The sequence below is a fragment of the Pseudomonas sp. Y3 TE3536 genome, from assembly GCF_053629175.1.
This window is the reverse complement of the sequence record NZ_JBRJHU010000001.1, coordinates 1,692,849-1,709,175: the sequence shown is the minus strand read 5'-3', so window position 1 is coordinate 1,709,175 and position 16,327 is coordinate 1,692,849. Positions and strand designations below refer to the sequence as shown.

The 16,327-nt window shown below is 62.8% G+C and carries 16 protein-coding genes; 9 read left to right on the top strand and 7 right to left on the bottom strand.

Features of this window, described 5'->3' with window-relative positions:
- Positions 1-37: 37 nt before the first annotated feature.
- The 4 genes from ssuD to AB7M33_RS07780 are packed head-to-tail and all read left to right on the top strand — an operon-like array spanning position 38 to position 3,063.
- On the top strand, positions 38-1,186 hold the full coding sequence (gene ssuD, locus AB7M33_RS07795) for an FMNH2-dependent alkanesulfonate monooxygenase (RefSeq protein WP_454242663.1): 1,149 nt from the start codon (positions 38-40) through the stop codon (positions 1,184-1,186).
- Between the two features lie 10 nt (positions 1,187-1,196).
- Entirely contained in the window at positions 1,197-1,994 is a 798-nt protein-coding gene (ssuC, locus tag AB7M33_RS07790) for an aliphatic sulfonate ABC transporter permease SsuC (protein WP_027595181.1), read from the top strand.
- Entirely contained in the window at positions 1,991-2,803 is an 813-nt protein-coding gene (gene ssuB, locus AB7M33_RS07785; RefSeq protein WP_027595182.1) for an aliphatic sulfonates ABC transporter ATP-binding protein, read from the top strand. Before ssuC ends, ssuB begins: the two co-directional genes overlap by 4 nt.
- 44 nt (positions 2,804-2,847) lie before the next feature.
- Positions 2,848-3,063: a TOBE domain-containing protein gene (locus AB7M33_RS07780; protein ID WP_027595183.1), complete on the top strand. Its 216-nt coding sequence runs from the start codon at positions 2,848-2,850 to the stop codon at positions 3,061-3,063.
- Between the two features lie 140 nt (positions 3,064-3,203).
- Here AB7M33_RS07780 and AB7M33_RS07775 read toward each other — a convergent pair whose 3' ends face one another.
- From AB7M33_RS07775 to AB7M33_RS07760, 4 genes are all read right to left on the bottom strand, one after another.
- Positions 3,204-3,836 carry a TetR/AcrR family transcriptional regulator gene (locus tag AB7M33_RS07775; RefSeq protein ID WP_027595184.1) on the bottom strand — a complete coding sequence of 211 codons (633 nt, stop codon included), beginning with the start codon at positions 3,834-3,836 and terminating at the stop codon, positions 3,204-3,206.
- Positions 3,836-5,413 carry a glutamate--cysteine ligase gene (gene gshA, locus AB7M33_RS07770; protein ID WP_420832924.1) on the bottom strand — a complete coding sequence of 526 codons (1,578 nt, stop codon included), beginning with the start codon at positions 5,411-5,413 and terminating at the stop codon, positions 3,836-3,838. Before gshA ends, AB7M33_RS07775 begins: the two co-directional genes overlap by 1 nt.
- A gap of 259 nt (positions 5,414-5,672) precedes the next feature.
- A complete protein-coding gene (locus AB7M33_RS07765; RefSeq protein ID WP_050580765.1) occupies positions 5,673-6,056 on the bottom strand; it encodes a PaaI family thioesterase in 384 nt (127 codons plus the stop codon).
- Positions 6,056-8,380 (bottom strand): Tex family protein, encoded by a 2,325-nt coding sequence (locus AB7M33_RS07760; RefSeq protein ID WP_085273868.1) that lies wholly within the window; start codon positions 8,378-8,380, stop codon positions 6,056-6,058. The genes AB7M33_RS07765 and AB7M33_RS07760 overlap by 1 nt, the downstream gene beginning before the upstream one ends.
- 227 nt (positions 8,381-8,607) lie before the next feature.
- On the opposite strand from AB7M33_RS07760, the gene ompR reads away from it, so the two are divergent.
- A complete protein-coding gene (gene ompR / locus AB7M33_RS07755; RefSeq protein WP_085273867.1) occupies positions 8,608-9,348 on the top strand; it encodes an osmolarity response regulator transcription factor OmpR in 741 nt (246 codons plus the stop codon).
- A 13-nt stretch (positions 9,349-9,361) separates the two neighbouring features.
- Positions 9,362-10,675, top strand: a complete 1,314-nt coding sequence (locus tag AB7M33_RS07750; protein ID WP_027595188.1) for an ATP-binding protein — start codon at positions 9,362-9,364, stop codon at positions 10,673-10,675.
- A gap of 116 nt (positions 10,676-10,791) precedes the next feature.
- Here AB7M33_RS07750 and rimK read toward each other — a convergent pair whose 3' ends face one another.
- Together rimK and rimB are read right to left on the bottom strand one after the other, a co-directional pair.
- The gene (gene rimK, locus AB7M33_RS07745; RefSeq protein WP_012316721.1) at positions 10,792-11,697 is read right to left on the bottom strand and encodes a 30S ribosomal protein S6--L-glutamate ligase; all 906 of its coding nucleotides are present in this window, start codon (positions 11,695-11,697) and stop codon (positions 10,792-10,794) included.
- Positions 11,694-12,176: a retropepsin-like aspartic endopeptidase RimB gene (rimB, locus tag AB7M33_RS07740; RefSeq protein ID WP_027595189.1), complete on the bottom strand. Its 483-nt coding sequence runs from the start codon at positions 12,174-12,176 to the stop codon at positions 11,694-11,696. The genes rimK and rimB overlap by 4 nt, the downstream gene beginning before the upstream one ends.
- A gap of 109 nt (positions 12,177-12,285) precedes the next feature.
- Between rimB and AB7M33_RS07735 the strand changes: the two genes are divergently transcribed.
- The gene (locus AB7M33_RS07735) at positions 12,286-12,687 is read left to right on the top strand and encodes an RNA-binding S4 domain-containing protein (RefSeq protein WP_027595190.1); all 402 of its coding nucleotides are present in this window, start codon (positions 12,286-12,288) and stop codon (positions 12,685-12,687) included.
- Between the two features lie 83 nt (positions 12,688-12,770).
- Here AB7M33_RS07735 and AB7M33_RS07730 read toward each other — a convergent pair whose 3' ends face one another.
- A complete protein-coding gene (locus AB7M33_RS07730) occupies positions 12,771-13,565 on the bottom strand; it encodes a phosphatase PAP2 family protein (protein WP_027595191.1) in 795 nt (264 codons plus the stop codon).
- A 118-nt stretch (positions 13,566-13,683) separates the two neighbouring features.
- Between AB7M33_RS07730 and hslO the strand changes: the two genes are divergently transcribed.
- Both hslO and AB7M33_RS07720 read left to right on the top strand, forming a co-directional pair.
- A complete protein-coding gene (gene hslO / locus AB7M33_RS07725; protein ID WP_454242662.1) occupies positions 13,684-14,583 on the top strand; it encodes an Hsp33 family molecular chaperone HslO in 900 nt (299 codons plus the stop codon).
- Positions 14,584-14,762: 179 nt separating this feature from the next.
- A complete protein-coding gene (locus AB7M33_RS07720; RefSeq protein ID WP_027595193.1) occupies positions 14,763-16,304 on the top strand; it encodes a phosphoenolpyruvate carboxykinase in 1,542 nt (513 codons plus the stop codon).
- Positions 16,305-16,327 lie beyond the last annotated feature (23 nt).

The following is a 16,327-nucleotide window of genomic DNA, read 5'->3' as shown; positions in this document are numbered from 1 at the left end:
TGCTCCGGCTTGAGCCACCCTTGAGGAGACAACTCCAATGAGCCTTAACATTTTCTGGTTTCTTCCCACACACGGTGACGGCAAGTACCTGGGCACCTCCGATGGCGCCCGTGCAGTCGATCACGGCTACCTGCAGCAAATTGCCCAGGCTGCCGACCGCCTTGGTTTTGGTGGGGTGCTGATCCCTACCGGGCGTTCCTGCGAGGATTCCTGGCTGGTGGCTGCGTCGTTGATCCCTGTCACCCAGCGCCTGAAGTTTCTGGTTGCTCTGCGCCCCGGCATCATTTCGCCGACCGTGGCGGCGCGCCAGGCCGCGACCCTGGACCGCCTGTCCAACGGCCGTGCGCTGTTCAACCTGGTCACCGGTGGCGACCCGGACGAACTGGCCGGTGACGGCCTGCACCTGAGCCACGAAGAGCGCTACGAAGCCTCGGTCGAGTTCACCCGTATCTGGCGCAAGGTGCTGGAAGGCGAAAACGTCGACTACGACGGCAAGCACATCCAGGTGAAGGGCGCCAAACTGCTTTATCCGCCGGTTCAGCAACCGCGTCCGCCGCTGTACTTCGGCGGCTCGTCCGAAGCCGCGCAAGACCTGGCGGCCGAGCAGGTCGAGCTGTACCTGACCTGGGGCGAGCCACCGGCCGCTGTCGCCGAAAAAATCGCCCAGGTCCGCGAAAAGGCGGCCGCCCAAGGCCGCGAAGTGCGCTTCGGTATCCGCCTGCACGTGATCGTGCGTGAAACCAATGAAGAAGCCTGGGCCGCCGCTGACCGCCTGATCTCGCACCTGGACGACGAAACCATCGCCCGTGCCCAGGCCTCACTGGCGCGTTTCGACTCGGTCGGCCAGCAGCGCATGGCTGCCCTGCACGGCGGCAACCGCGACAACCTGGAAGTCAGCCCCAACCTGTGGGCGGGTGTCGGCCTGGTACGTGGCGGCGCCGGTACTGCGCTGGTCGGCGATGGCCCTACCGTGGCTGCGCGGGTCAAGGAATACTCCGAGCTGGGCATCGATACCTTCATCTTCTCGGGTTATCCACACCTTGAAGAGTCCTACCGCGTTGCCGAGCTGCTGTTCCCGCACCTCGACGTACAGCGCCCGGAGCAACCGAAAAGTACCGGTTACGTGAGCCCGTTCGGCGAGATGGTGGCCAACGATATCCTGCCCAAGTCCGTGTCGCAGAGCTGAGGGCCGGGCCATGAGTCGTGCAACTTCTTCTACCTTGGCCCAGCGCCTGGCCCCATGGGCACTGCCGGTACTGCTGCTGGCGGCCTGGCAGCTGGCGGTCAGCGCGGGCTGGCTGTCGACCCGCATCCTGCCAGCGCCGAGCGCGGTGGTCAGCGCGGGTGTCGAGCTGGTGCGCAGCGGCGAGATCTGGACCCACCTGGCCATCAGTGGCTGGCGTGCCGGGCTGGGCTTCGTCATCGGCGGCAGCATCGGCCTGGCGCTGGGCTTTATCACTGGCCTGTCGAACTGGGGCGAACGCCTGCTCGACAGCTCGGTGCAGATGATCCGCAACGTGCCTCACCTGGCGCTGATCCCACTGGTGATCCTGTGGTTCGGTATCGATGAGTCGGCAAAGATTTTTTTGGTCGCCCTGGGCACGTTGTTCCCGATCTACCTCAACACCTACCACGGTATCCGCAACGTTGACCCGGCCCTGGTGGAGATGGCGCGCAGCTATGGCCTGTCCGGTTTCGGCCTATTCCGTCAGGTGATCCTGCCAGGTGCATTGCCCTCGATCCTGGTGGGCGTGCGCTTCGCCCTGGGCTTCATGTGGCTGACCCTGATCGTGGCAGAAACCATCTCGGCGAATGCCGGTATCGGTTACCTGGCGATGAACGCCCGTGAGTTCCTGCAGACCGACGTGGTGGTCTTGGCCATCGTCCTGTACGCCGTGCTTGGCAAGCTCGCTGACCTCGCCGCCCGCGGCCTGGAACGTGTCTGGCTGCGCTGGCACCCGGCCTATCAAGTGGCCAAGAAGGAGGGCGCATGACCGTGCTCAAGGAACAGCCGCCACGCCTGCTGCGTGGCATCCCCCTGGCATCCAACGGCCTGCGTAAAACCTTTGGCCAGCGTGAAGTGCTCAAAGGCATCGACCTGCACATCCCGGCCGGCCAGTTCGTCGCCATCGTTGGCCGCAGCGGCTGCGGCAAGAGCACTTTGCTGCGTTTGCTGGCCGGCCTCGACCAGCCCAGCGCCGGTGAATTGCTGGCCGGTGCCGCACCCTTGGCCGAAGCCCGCGAAGAAACCCGGCTGATGTTCCAGGACGCGCGCCTGTTGCCGTGGAAGAAGGTGATCGACAACGTCGGCCTGGGCTTGTCTGGCAACTGGCGGCCACGTGCGCTGGATGCGCTGGAAGCAGTCGGCCTGGCCGACCGCGCCAACGAGTGGCCGGCAGCACTCTCCGGTGGCCAGAAGCAACGGGTGGCCCTGGCGCGGGCACTGATTCACCAGCCGCGTCTGCTGTTGCTGGACGAGCCGCTGGGTGCCCTGGATGCATTGACCCGTATCGAAATGCAGCAATTGATCGAACGCCTCTGGCGTCAGCACGGGTTCACCGTGTTGCTGGTTACCCACGATGTCAGCGAGGCGGTTGCCGTGGCGGACCGGGTGATCTTGATCGAAGACGGCGAGGTCGGGCTCGACCTCACTGTCGATCTGGCACGGCCAAGGTCGCGTGGTTCGCACCGTTTGGCGGCGCTGGAAAGCGAAGTGCTCAACCGTGTTCTGTCGGCCCCGGGCACTGCGCCTGAGCCGGATCCTGTAGCCCCTTTGCCCACGCAACTGCGTTGGGCGCACTGAATCACTCACTTACCCGACTGAAGCCAAAGAGAAGGAATCAAGCCATGACTATCAAAGCCATCAACGTTCGCAACCAGTTCAAAGGCACCGTGAAAGAAATCCTCGAAGGCCCGGTACTGTCGGAAATCGACGTGCAGACCGCCTCCGGCGTTGTCACCTCGGTGATCACCACCCGCTCCGTGCGTGAGCTGGAGCTGCAGGTGGGCAGTGAAGTGATTGCCTTTGTGAAGTCGACAGAAGTGTCCATCGCCAAGCTGTGATTCTGGTGTTGAAGGGGGCTGCTCTGCAGCCCTTCGCGGGCAAGCCCGCTCCTACAAGAGATCGAATTCCCATCAGGAGATCGAATCCCATGTGGGAGCGGGCTGGTCCCGCGAAGGGCCGCAAAGCGGCCCCAACCATTTCAACCCAAACGCTTAGCCAGAAACGGCGGCAAATAAAGCCCCAGATACGCCTCGAACACCCGCTTGCCTTCCTCGGCCATACGCGCCGTGATCTGTTCATGCAACTGCACCGACCGCGCATACACCCGGTCGCTCAGCTCCATGGCCAGGGCAAACACATCCACATCTGCAGGCATCACCGGCAAGTGAAAATGCTGGTCGAACAGCTTGTACATCAGGTCGCCCAGCTCCATGTCGTGCTGCCGGTCAGCTTGCACCACTTCGCTCAGGCCATGCTGCGCCAGGATCAACTGACGCGCCGCGGCATCCCCGTTGTAGATATCCAGCATGCGTTGCTCGATCAACCGTGACAGTTCATGCCAGGTCGTCAGCGTACTGCTGTCGATCGGTGCACTCAGCGCTTCGCGAAACGCCCGGTGCACGTCGGCGGTCAACGCCTCCAGCAGGGCTGGGACGCTGGCGAAGAAGTGGTACACCGACGAAGGGGGTATCTGCGCCCGCTCGGCCACGCTGTAGATCGACAACCCCGCCACCCCCAGCTCGGCAAGCAGCTCGCGCGCGGCCGCCAGGATCGTCTCGATCCTGGCCTGGCTGCTGGCGCGCGGCTTGCGCGGGGAGGCGGTGCGGCTCATCAGTTGCTGATCGCCAGGATGCTGGCCTGGTAGGCGCCGACGAACAGGTCGAAGTCGCCGACTTCGGTCTGCTCAAGCTCGGCCTGTTTGGCCAGCGACTCGCGGGCGAGCGTTTCGAAGGCCTGCTGGCGTTCGCTGCTTAGCGGTTGCTCGCGGAAGCGCTCGGCGTGAACGCGGCTCTGGCGCAGCGAGAACTGGACAAAACTTTCGTCATGTTCGGTCATGCGTGCCAGGACTTGGGCCGATGGGGTCAGCGAGGCGTCGTCGACCTTGGCCTGTTGCTCCTGCAGGGCGTTGGCATGTGCGTCGCCGCCGTGGGCGCGGTCGAGCAGCTCGGCCAGTTGGCCAATGCGAGTGATCAACTCGGTAGCCCAGGTTTTCAGCGCGATGGGCTGACCATCACGGTGCAGTTCCAAGCCTGGGCGACGGCCTTCTTTGACTACGGTCAGGAAGTTGCTGGTGCACTGGCCACACTCGCCGTTGTCCAGTTGCGGGCTTTCTTCAAGCGCGCAGAACAGCAGGAAGGCATCGAGGAAACGCGCTTCGGTCAGGTCGATCCCGACCGGCAGGAACGGGTTGATGTCCAGGCAGCGCACTTCGACGTACTGCACGCCACGAGACGTCAGCGCCTGGATCGGCCGCTCGCCGGTGTAGGTGACACGCTTGGGGCGGATGTTCGAGTAGTACTCGTTCTCGATTTGCAGGATGTTGGTGTTCAGCTGCACCCACTCGCCATCCACGTGCGTACCGACCTCGACGTAAGGCGGGTAGGGCGTGCCCACCGCCTTGCGCAGGCTGTCGGTGTAGCTGGCCAGGTTGTTGTAGCACGGCGTGAGGCCGGCCTGGGCGTTGCTCTGGTAACCCAGGTCGCTCATGCGCAGGCTGGTGGCGTAGGGCAGGAACAACGTTTCGGCATCGAGTTCTTCGAGCTGGTGCGGGCGGCCACGCAGGAAGCCTTTGTCCAGGGTCGGCGAAGCGCCGAACAGGTACATCAAAAGCCAGCTGTAGCGGCGGAAGTTGCGGATCAGCGCGATGTAGGCCGACGACTGATAATCGCGCGCCTCTTCTGCGCTGCCTTCGCTTGCGCGCAGCAATGGCCACAACGCTTCAGGCAGCGAGAAGTTGTAATGGATACCGGCGATGCACTGCATGGTGCGGCCATAGCGCAGGGCCAGGCCTTTGCGGTACACGTGCTTGAGCTTGCCGATGTTCGAGCTGCCGTATTCGGCAATCGGGATGTCTTCCTCGGCCGGCAACGCGCAGGGCATCGACGGGCTCCACAGGTATTCGCTACCCAGCTTGGTGTAGACGAAGCGGTGGATCTCGTCGAGGTTCTCGAGCACCTGGGCCGGGTCCGCCAGGGCCGGGGTGATGAACTCCAGCAGCGACTCGGAATAATCGGTGGTGATCTGCTCGTTGGTCAGCGCCGAACCCAAGGCCTCAGGGTGCGGGGTCTGGGCCAGGCGACCTTCATCGGTCACGCGCAGGCATTCTCGCTCAATACCGTGCAGGCACTGCTTGAGCAGGGGGAGATTTGCGCCGAGCAGGCTCAGGCGGCGGTTGAGGAGTTCGCTCAAGATGTATTCCTTCACGCGTCAGTCGCCCCAATATGGGGGTAGAGATAACGGTCTACAAGGGTAGGAAGAAAGGAACTGGCGTTGTCGCCTGGTTTACGCGGTTCCGGCACCGAATTGTGGGGCCGCTTTGCGCCTCATCGCCGGCAAGCCGGCTCCCACAGAAGGTCAGCGGGGACCTTGTGGGAGCCGGCTTGCCGGCGATGCGGCACGAAGTGGCACCAAGTTGCTGCTGAAAATACCGCAGATACAGCTTGGTGAGCTAGAGAACCGCGAAGGTTCCTTGCGCTTTGGCCACCAGTTTGTCGCCTTGAACTACGTCGGCGTCGACCACCAGCGTGCGCCGCCCGGCGTGCAGCACACGGGCCGTGCACAGCACCTCGCCATCACTGACCGCACGCATGTAGTTGATCTTGCATTCGATGGTCACGCTCTGCTGGTCGAAACCATGGCTGGCCGAGCAGGCCAGGCCCATGGCGATGTCCACCAGGCTGAAGATCGCCCCACCGTGCAGTTTCTGGCCACGGTTGCGCAGTTGCGGCTCGAGCGCCAGGGCCACTTCGGCAACGCCTGTGTCCAGGCGTTGCAGGCGGCAGCCAAGCAGTTGGCTGAAGGCGCTTTCGACGTATTCGCGCGGGACGTCCATCACTTCTTCTTCAGCTGCTTGGCGTTGGCGAACAACGACGCCATGGCATTGTTGGCCGGGGCGGCAGTGGCAGTTTCACGCTGGCGCGGGGCCTGCTGCTGGCGATTGCCGCCGTTGCCACGGCCGCCGCCACGGTTGCCTTCGACCTTCTCGCCCGGGGTATCGCCCATGCGCATGGACAGCCCGACACGCTTGCGCGGGATGTCCACTTCCATGACCTTGACCTTGACCACGTCGCCGGCCTTGACCGCTTCACGCGGGTCTTTGATGAACTTCTCGGACAATGCCGAGATGTGCACCAGGCCGTCCTGGTGCACGCCGATGTCGACGAAGGCACCGAAGTTGGTGACGTTGGTGACCACGCCTTCGAGGATCATGCCAGGCTCCAGGTCCTTGAGGTCTTCGACGCCGTCCTGGAAGGTGGCGGTCTTGAACTCAGGGCGTGGGTCGCGGCCGGGCTTGTCCAGCTCTTGCAGGATGTCGGTAACGGTCGGCAGGCCGAAGGACTCGTCGGTGAACTGCTTCGGGTCCAGGCGCTTGAGGAAGCTGCTGTCGCCGATCAGCGAGCGGATGTCGCGGTCGGTGCCAGCGGCGATGCGCTGCACCAGCGGGTAGGCCTCAGGGTGCACGGCGGAGGCGTCCAGCGGGTTATCGCCGTTCATCACGCGCAGGAAGCCGGCGGCTTGTTCGAAGGTTTTTTCACCGAGGCGGCTGACCTTTTTCAGCGCTGCACGGGTCGCGAACGGGCCGTTGGCATCGCGGTGGGCGACGATGTTCTGTGCCAGCGTGGCGTTAAGGCCGGAGATACGGGTCAGCAGCGCCACCGAGGCCGTGTTCACGTCCACGCCCACGGCGTTCACGCAGTCCTCGACCACGGCGTCCAGGCCACGGGCCAGCTTCAGCTGGGACACGTCGTGCTGGTACTGGCCGACACCGATGGATTTCGGGTCGATCTTCACCAGCTCTGCCAGTGGGTCCTGCAGGCGACGGGCAATCGACACGGCGCCGCGGATCGATACGTCCAGGTCCGGGAACTCGCGGGCGGCCAGTTCCGATGCCGAGTACACCGACGCACCGGCCTCGGAGACCATGATCTTGGTGATTTTCAGGGCTGGGTATTTTTTGACCAGTTCGGCCACCAGCTTGTCGCTTTCGCGGCTGGCGGTGCCGTTGCCGATGGCGATCAGTTCCACCGAGTGCTTGGCGCACAGTGCGGCCATGATGGAAATGGTGCGGTCCCAGTCGTTTTTCGGCGCGTGCGGGTAGACCGTCGTGTAGTCCAGCAGTTTGCCGGTGGCGTCGACCACGGCGATCTTGCAACCGGTGCGCAGGCCTGGGTCGAAGCCCAAGGTGGCGCGCGGGCCAGCCGGGGCGGCCAGCAGCAGGTCGTGCAGGTTGTGGGCGAACACGTTGATCGCCTCGCTTTCGGCGTTGTCGCGCAGTTCGCCGAACAGGTCGGTTTCCAGGTGGGTGTACAGCTTGACCTTCCAGGTCCAGCGCACCACTTCACCCAGCCACTTGTCGGCCGGCCGGCTGCGGTTTTCAACGCCGACGTGGTTGCCGATCATCACTTCGCACGGGTGCAGGGTGCCAGGCAGTTCTTCACCGACTTTGAGCGAGGCGCTCAGGATGCCTTCGTTGCGCCCGCGGAAAATCGCCAGGGCACGGTGCGACGGGGCGTTGCGCAGCAGTTCGTCATGGGCGAAGTAGTCGCGGAACTTGGCGCCTTCTTCTTCCTTGCCAGCCACCACGCGGGCGCTGAGCACCGACTCCTGCTTGAGGAAGTTGCGCAGCTTGTCGAGCAGGGCGGCGTCTTCGGCGAAGCGCTCCATGAGGATGTATTTAGCGCCTTCCAGCGCCGCCTTGACATCGGCCACGCCCTTTTCGGCGTCGACGAAGCGGGCCGCTTCGGTTTCCGGGGTCAGTTGCGGGTCGTTGAACAAGCCGTCGGCCAGCTCGCCGAGGCCGGCTTCCAGGGCGATCTGGCCCTTGGTGCGGCGCTTTTGCTTGTACGGCAGGTAAAGGTCTTCGAGGCGGGTCTTGGTGTCGGCCAGCTTGATCTCGCGGGCCAGTTCCGGGGTCAGCTTGCCCTGTTCCTCGATGCTGGACAGGATGCTGGCGCGGCGCTCGTCGAGTTCGCGCAGGTAGCGCAGGCGCTCTTCCAGGTGGCGCAGTTGGGTGTCGTCCAGGCTGCCGGTCACTTCCTTGCGGTAACGGGCGATGAAAGGCACGGTCGAGCCTTCGTCCAACAGGCCCACGGCCGCTTCGACCTGTTGTGGGCGTACGCCCAGTTCCTCGGCGATACGGCTGTTGATGCTGTCCATGTAAACCACCTGACAATTGTGAATACGGGGGCCGCGCGCGGGTTTGCAGCCCGACGGCACTGGATGAAAGCCGCGCATTATACCCATCGTGACCGGCTTGCGGTGATGGCGCCAAGCCAGCCTGAACGGCCCGGAACTGGCGCCGGGGGAAAAATCTGCTAACAATGCTCACGGCACGCGTTGCAATGGCTACGCCATAATGCGCGGCGATACCAGAGGAGTAATTCATGACCGGCACTGCAAACACCGCTGAAGGTGACAAGATTCTCATCGTCGACGACGATCCGGGGCTGAGCAGCCTGCTGGAGCGTTTCTTCACCAGCAAGGGCTACCGTGCCCGCGCGGTGCCCAACACCGAACAGATGGACCGCCTGCTCGCGCGGGAGGTGTTCAACCTGGTGGTGCTCGACCTGATGCTGCCGGGCGAAGACGGCCTGTCCGCCTGCAAGCGGCTGCGCCAGTCGAACAACCAGATCCCGATCATCATGCTCACCGCCAAAGGCGACGAGCTCAGCCGCATCAAAGGGCTGGAGCTGGGCGCTGACGACTACCTGGGCAAACCCTTCAACCCGGACGAGCTGATGGCCCGGGTCAAGGCCGTGCTGCGCCGCCAGGCACCGAGCGTCCCGGGTGCCCCGGGCAGCGAAGACGAATCGGTCACCTTCGGTGATTACGAGCTGTCGCTGGCCACCCGCGAGCTTAAACGCGGCGACGAAGTGCACATGCTCACCACCGGTGAGTTCGCCGTGCTCAAGGCGCTGGTCATGCATGCGCGTGAACCGCTGACCCGCGACAAACTGATGAACCTGGCCCGTGGCCGCGAGTGGGATGCCCTGGAGCGTTCCATCGACGTGCAGATCTCGCGCCTGCGCCGCATGATCGAGCCCGACCCGTCCAAGCCACGGTACATCCAGACGGTCTGGGGCGTAGGGTACGTCTTCGTGCCGGACGGAAACGCCGGCAAATGATGCCGCGTCGCCCATGAGAACGCCGTTGTGGTTTCCGCAAAGCTTCTTCGCCCGCACGCTGTGGCTGGTGCTGATCGTCGTCCTGTTTTCCAAGGCGCTGACCCTCGTTTATCTGTTGATGAACGAGGATGTGCTGGTCGACCGTCAGTACAGCCACGGTGTGGCACTGACCTTGCGCGCCTATTGGGCTGCCGATGAAGAGAACCGTGACAAGATCGCCGAAGCCGCAGGCCTGATCCGGGTGACCGGCTCGGGTGTGCCGGAAGGCGAGCAGCACTGGCCTTACAGCGAGATCTACCAGCGCCAGATGCAGGCCGAACTGGGCGAAGACACCGAAGTACGCCTGCGCATTCATGCGCCACCGGCGTTGTGGGTCAATGCGCCGAGCCTCGGCCCTGGCTGGCTCAAAGTGCCGCTGTACCCGCACCCGCTGCGTGGGCAGAAGATCTGGAACGTGCTTGGCTGGTTCCTGGCCATCGGCCTGTTGTCCACCGCCTCTGCCTGGATTTTCGTGCGCCAACTGAACCAGCCGCTCAAGCGCCTGGTGTTCGCCGCCCGGCAACTGGGCCAGGGGCGCAGCGTGCGCTTGCCAATCAGCGATACGCCCAGTGAGATGACCGAGGTGTACCGCGCGTTCAACCAGATGGCTGAGGATGTCGAGCAGGCCGGGCGTGAACGCGAGTTGATGCTGGCAGGGGTTTCCCACGACTTGCGTACACCGCTGACGCGGCTGCGCCTGTCGCTTTCGCTGCTGGACAGTGACAACGAGCTTAGCGATGACATGGTCCGCGATATCGAGGACATGGACGCGATTCTGGACCAGTTCCTGGCGTTCATTCGCGATGGCCGTGACGAGCCGGTGGAAGAGGTCGACCTGGCCGACCTGGTGCGCGAAGTGGTGGCCCCGTACAACCAGCCCGAAGAACGTGTACGGCTGTGCCTGGAGCCGATTCCGCCGTTCCCGCTGCGCCGGGTTTCGCTCAAGCGCATGTTGGGCAACCTGATCGGCAACGCCCTGCACCATGCCGGCAAGGGCGTGGAAGTGGCGGCCTATGTGTCCGGCGACGAGAGCGCGCCTTACGTGGTGCTCAGCGTGCTGGACCGGGGGACGGGGATCGACGAGTCGGAGCTGGAGACGATCTTCAACCCGTTCATTCGCGGTGACCGTGCCCGTGGTGGCAAGGGCACCGGGTTGGGCCTGGCGATCGTCAAGCGCATCGCAGCCCAGCATGGCGGGAATGTCGAGTTGCGCAACCGGTCGGGTGGCGGGATCGAGGCGCGGGTCAGGTTGCCGTTGGGGCTTTTGCTGCCGCGTAATGCGGTGTGATTGTCGGGGCCGCTTTGCGGCCCATTCGCAGCACAAGGCTGCTCCAACAAGGCTTACGCGGTCCCTTGTAGGAGCAGCCTTGTGCTGCGAATGGGCTGCAAAGCAGCCCCAACATTTCAGCCCTTACCCTTGGTCCGAGTCTGATTCGGTCCGCCATTCTTCTCCAGGTGCTCGATGATCATCCCGGCCACGTTCTTGCCGGTGGTCACTTCAATCCCTTCCAACCCCGGCGACGAATTCACCTCCATCACCAACGGCCCATGGTTGGAGCGCAGGATATCCACGCCCGCCACGCTCAGCCCCATCACCTTGGCGGCACGAATGGCGGTAATCCGCTCTTCCGGCGTGATCTTGATCAGGCTGGCGACACCCCCCCGATGCAGGTTGGAGCGAAACTCGCCGGGCTTGGCCTGACGCTTCATCGAGGCAATCACCTTGTCACCGACCACAAAGCAGCGAATGTCGGCCCCGCCGGCCTCCTTGATGTATTCCTGCACCATGATGTTCTGCTTCAGGCCCATGAACGCCTCAATCACCGACTCTGCAGCTTGAGTTGTTTCGCACAGCACCACGCCAATGCCCTGGGTACCTTCCAGCACCTTGATCACCAGGGGCGCGCCGTTGACCATCTGGATCAGGTCCGGGATGTCGTCAGGTGAGTGGGCGAAACCGGTGATCGGCAGGCCGATGCCACGGCGCGACAGCAACTGCAACGAGCGAAGCTTGTCACGTGAGCGGGCAATGGCCACCGACTCGTTGAGCGGGTACACGCCCATCATTTCGAACTGGCGCAGCACCGCGCAGCCATAGAACGTCACCGAGGCACCGATGCGCGGGATCACCGCATCGAAGCCTTCCAGTGGCTTGCCGCGGTAGTGGATCTGCGGCTTGTGGCTGGCGATATTCATGTAGGCCCGCAGGGTATCGATCACCACCATTTCGTGGCCACGCTGGGTACCGGCTTCGACCAGGCGGCGGGTGGAATACAGACGCGGATTGCGCGACAGCACAGCGATCTTCATGCAGCACCTGTGACAGGGGAAAGGGTGGCCGGAAAGGCCGGTTTGTCTTGTACGTACTTCAGGCCAGGGTTGACCACCAAGTGGCCGTGAATAAGTGCCTTGGAACCCAGCAGCAGGCGGTAGCGCATCTCTTTGCGACAGGCCAGGGTGAACTCGACTTCCCACACGCTATCGCCCAGTGCCAGCGATGTGCGAATCACATAGCGGGTCTGGGCGTGGCCATTGGAGCTCTTGATGGTCTTCATGGTCACCAGTGGCGCTTCGCAACGGCGGTGGCGCAACTGCACCACCGAACCCAGGTGCGCAGTAAATCGGACCCACGGTTGGCCGTCACGTTCGAACTGTTCCACCTCGGTGGCGTGCAGGCTGGACGTACTGGCGCCGGTGTCGATCTTGGCGCGCAGCCCGGCGACGCCAAGGTCGGGCAGGGCTACCCACTCGCGCAGGCCGATCACAGTCAAATGGTCAAATGTCTTCACGAAGCGCACCCAGGGGATAAGGTGGTGAACTGTAAGCACGGCGTGGACTTTTTGCATCCGCAAGATACGGTAGTACAGTTCGATTAAAGACAGAATTCGAGGTAACGGGATGGCACACAAGGCGGAAGAAGACGACAAGGTTCGCCTGGACAAATGGCTATGGGCGGCGCGGTTCTACAAGACCCGCGCGCTGGCCAAGGCGGCCATCGAAAGTGGCAAGGTGCATTGCCGGGGCGAACGCTGCAAGCCGGGCAAGGAACCGAGGGTAGGGGATGAGTTTGTACTGCGCACCGGGTTTGACGAGCGCACAGTGGTGGTCAAGGCGCTGTCGGTGGTCAGGCGCGGGGCGCCCGAAGCGCAGGCGCTGTATGCCGAAACCGAAGAGAGTGTGCGCCGCCGCGAACAGGCTGCCGAAATGCGCAAGGCCGGGGCGATGGGTGTGACCACCGATGGCCGGCCAAACAAGAAGCAGCGGCGACAGATTCACCAACTGCACGGTAGCTTTGACTGAACAGGGGCTGCTTTCAGCCCATTCGCGGGGCAAATGTGGGAGCGGGCTTGCCCCGCGAATGGGCCGCAAAGCGGCCCCCGCTGTTAGCGAACCACCGCCAATCTACCGACCAACGGTAACCTGGCTGCCAGGGCAAACAACGGCGCCGTCCAGCGCATCAACGCCGCACTGCCTTTGGCCGCCAGTGGCGTATAGCAACTCCACCCCAACGCCAGCACCGCCATCAGCAACCCGCCGATGTAGTCGTCCTGGCCCCAATGGGCGCCCGCCACCAAGCGTGGCAGCATGAACACCAGCGCCAGCCCCCAGACCACCAGGTAGTGCATCAGGCGACGGCTGAACACGCTCATGAACAACGCCCAGACCAGCAGCACCGAGGCGTGATCGCCCGGGAAACTCTTGCTGGAGCGGTCCTTGAGTTCCCAGGCCGCTTCCAGGTTCGGGTAATAGTCACTGAGGTGCACGACGTCATCGAAGATCATCGACGGGCTCTTGTGTTGCCACCCCGCAGCATCCACCCACTTGGAAAACAGCGCGCGAATCACCACTAATAGGATCAGGGTCACCAGAAAGCCGAAAAACGCCTCACGCACCTGGCAGGCTTTGAACACCCAGTTGCCACGGATCAGCACCGCTAGAAGGATCAGCCCGACCACGATGTCGAACGGGCGCAGGCTGCCAAGGGTCCAGATGTAGCGCCAGGTGGTGTTGTCGGCCAGCGGCGCATTGAGGCTGTGGAACAGCCACTCGTCGAAAGTCAGGCACAGGATCTGGCCAAAAGGCCATAACCAGAAACACAGTAGAGCGATGGGCAGCAGTGTGCAGGCTGCCAAGGGCCCGAAGGACCACCTTGCTTGGAACAGTGGTCGATTGTCCATAAGATACCTCTATTGCCAACAGGAATCGGAGCGCCTTGTGAGCGCTCTGCCACGGGCTTCGCAGTATTTCGAAACGCCGTGTAACCATTTTGTCATCATTTTCAGATAGCCAGAACCTATGAGCGAATTGCCGGATACCGATTTCACCCAACGTTTCCTCTTCGACGACCGCGATATCCGCGGTGAGTGGGTAGGGCTCGACCGCAGCTATGCCGAAGTGCTGGCGCGTCACCCGTACCCCCAACCCGTGGCCGCGCTGCTCGGCGAATTGATGGCCGCCACCGCATTGCTGGTGGGTGCCCTGAAGTTCGACGGCCTGCTGATCCTGCAGGCGCGCTCCGAGGGGCCGATCCCGCTGCTGATGGTGGAATGCTCGGGCGAGCGTGAAATCCGCGGCGTGGCCCGTTACGAAGTCGATCAGATTCCTGCCGACGCGACCTTGGCGCAGCTGATGCCCGACGGCCATCTGACGCTGACCATCGACCCAGTCAACGGCCAGCGCTACCAGGGGACCGTGGACCTGGACGGTGCCAACCTGGCGGAGTGCTTCACCAATTACTTCGTTCAGTCGCAACAGCTCAACACCCGTTTCTGGCTCGATGCCAAAGATGGCAAGGCCCGCGGCCTGCTGTTGCAGCAATTGCCACGTGATCGCCAGCCGGACGACGAAGAGCGCGAGGACAGCTGGCAGCACGTTGTAGCCCTGGCCAAAACACTCAAGCCTGAAGAGTGGCAAGAAGACAACGAAACCTTGCTGCACCGTCTGTACCACGAAGACGCGGTGCGCCTGTTCGACATCGAACCCCTGCGCTTCCACTGCAGCTGCTCGCGCGAGCGCTCCGGCAATGCGCTGGTCAGCCTCGGCGAGCACGACGCCAAGCAGTTGGTCGAGGAGTGTGGTGGCAAGGTGGAGATCGATTGCCAGTTCTGCAACGAGCGCTATTTCTTCGATGCAAGCGATGTGGCGCAACTGTTTGCGGGTGGCGGCACGGACACGGCCTCAGAAACTCGCCACTGAAACGATTAATTGCAGGGAAATCTCCTGTCTAATTGCGCAAAAGCGCGGTTACGACAGGAGGGGCCTACTTTTTTTGGGCTTTTCTGGCATAATCCGGCCACTTTTTTCGCTGTAGTAGTTTTTTACAGACAACTACAAAACGTTTGGAGCACTCGGCCTCGGGCCGGATGGGGTATCTCATGACGCAAGCCAACAACACCGTGTACACCGACCTGAGCGTCGATGAGCTGGTAAAAGAAGCGCTGCAACGCGGTGAAGGCGTACTAGCCGATACCGGCGCACTGGTCGTTGAGACTGGGCACCGTACTGGCCGTTCGCCGGCTGACCGTTTCATCGTCGAAGAACCTTCCACCCAGGATGCCATTTCCTGGGGCCCGATCAACCGCAAGTTCCCGGCCGACAAGTTCGATGCCCTGTGGGACCGCGTCGAGGCGTTCAACAACGCCCAGGATCACTTCGTTTCCTACGTTCACGTAGGGGCGGCCGCCGAGCACTACCTGCCGGTGAAGATGACCACCCAGACTGCCTGGCAGAACCTGTTCGGCCGTTGCCTGTTCATCAACCCTGAACAGTTCAACCCGGCTGGCCGTGACCAGTGGCAAGTGCTCAACGTTGCCAACTTCGTGTGCGAGCCTGAGCGTGACGGCACCAACTCCGACGGCTGCGTCATCATCAACTTCGCCGCGAAGAAGGTGCTGATCGCTGGCATGCGTTACGCCGGTGAAATGAAGAAAGCCATGTTCTCGGTGCAGAACTTCCTGCTGCCGGCCGCTGACGTGCTGCCAATGCACTGCGCTGCCAACATCGGCGAAGAAGGCGATGTGACCCTGTTCTTCGGCCTGTCCGGCACCGGCAAGACCACCCTGTCGGCCGACGAAAGCCGTTACCTGATCGGTGACGACGAGCACGGTTGGGGCGAAGGCGTTGTCTTCAACATGGAAGGCGGCTGCTACGCCAAGTGCATCGACCTGTCCGAGAAGAACGAGCCGGTCATCTGGAAAGCCATCAAGCATGGCGCAGTGCTGGAAAACGTCGTACTCGACGCCAACAAGCACGCCGACTACACCGACGTCAGCCTGACCCAGAACAGCCGTGCGGCCTACCCGCTGGAGCACGTTGCCAAGCGTTCCGAAGCGAACCTGGGTGGCGAGCCTAACGCGGTCATCTTCCTGACCTGCGACCTGACTGGCGTTCTGCCTCCGGTTTCGATCCTGAACAACGAACAGGCTGCTTACCACTTCCTGTCCGGTTACACCGCGCTGGTCGGTTCCACCGAAATGGGTTCGGGCGGCGGCATCAAGTCGACCTTCTCCACCTGCTTCGGCGCGCCGTTCTTCCCGCGTCCGGCTGGCGAGTACGCTGAGCTGCTGATCAAGCGCATCAACGGCTTCAACTCCAAGGTTTACCTGGTCAACACCGGCTGGACCGGCGGTGGCTACGGCGTTGGCAAGCGTTTCAGCATTCCGACCACCCGTGCTGTGATCGCTGCGATCCAGAGCGGTGCACTGGTAGGCGCCGAAACCGAGCACTTGGACATCATCAACCTGGACGTGCCAAAGGCCGTTCCGGGCGTCGACACCGAGCTGCTCAACCCGCGCACCAACTGGGCTGACAAAGCCGCTTACGACGAAGCGGCCAAAGGCCTGGCCAAGCTGTTCATCGAAAACTTCAAGAAATTCGAAGTTTCCGACGCGATCAAGGCTGCTGGTCCACAGCTGTAAGCTGCTAGCAGTTGCAACGACAG

Coding starts and splice junctions, on each gene's coding strand:
- AB7M33_RS07735 (WP_027595190.1), top strand. CDS start 12,286: ATGGCACACAAGGCGGAAGAAGACGACAAGGTTCGCCTGGACAAATGG.
- AB7M33_RS07730 (WP_027595191.1), bottom strand. CDS start 13,565: ATGGACAATCGACCACTGTTCCAAGCAAGGTGGTCCTTCGGGCCCTTG.
- AB7M33_RS07750 (WP_027595188.1), top strand. CDS start 9,362: ATGAGAACGCCGTTGTGGTTTCCGCAAAGCTTCTTCGCCCGCACGCTG.
- ompR (WP_085273867.1), top strand. CDS start 8,608: ATGACCGGCACTGCAAACACCGCTGAAGGTGACAAGATTCTCATCGTC.
- AB7M33_RS07765 (WP_050580765.1), bottom strand. CDS start 6,056: ATGGACGTCCCGCGCGAATACGTCGAAAGCGCCTTCAGCCAACTGCTT.
- ssuC (WP_027595181.1), top strand. CDS start 1,197: ATGAGTCGTGCAACTTCTTCTACCTTGGCCCAGCGCCTGGCCCCATGG.
- rimK (WP_012316721.1), bottom strand. CDS start 11,697: ATGAAGATCGCTGTGCTGTCGCGCAATCCGCGTCTGTATTCCACCCGC.
- ssuD (WP_454242663.1), top strand. CDS start 38: ATGAGCCTTAACATTTTCTGGTTTCTTCCCACACACGGTGACGGCAAG.
- ssuB (WP_027595182.1), top strand. CDS start 1,991: ATGACCGTGCTCAAGGAACAGCCGCCACGCCTGCTGCGTGGCATCCCC.
- AB7M33_RS07775 (WP_027595184.1), bottom strand. CDS start 3,836: ATGAGCCGCACCGCCTCCCCGCGCAAGCCGCGCGCCAGCAGCCAGGCC.
- AB7M33_RS07780 (WP_027595183.1), top strand. CDS start 2,848: ATGACTATCAAAGCCATCAACGTTCGCAACCAGTTCAAAGGCACCGTG.
- AB7M33_RS07760 (WP_085273868.1), bottom strand. CDS start 8,380: ATGGACAGCATCAACAGCCGTATCGCCGAGGAACTGGGCGTACGCCCA.
- hslO (WP_454242662.1), top strand. CDS start 13,684: ATGAGCGAATTGCCGGATACCGATTTCACCCAACGTTTCCTCTTCGAC.
- AB7M33_RS07720 (WP_027595193.1), top strand. CDS start 14,763: ATGACGCAAGCCAACAACACCGTGTACACCGACCTGAGCGTCGATGAG.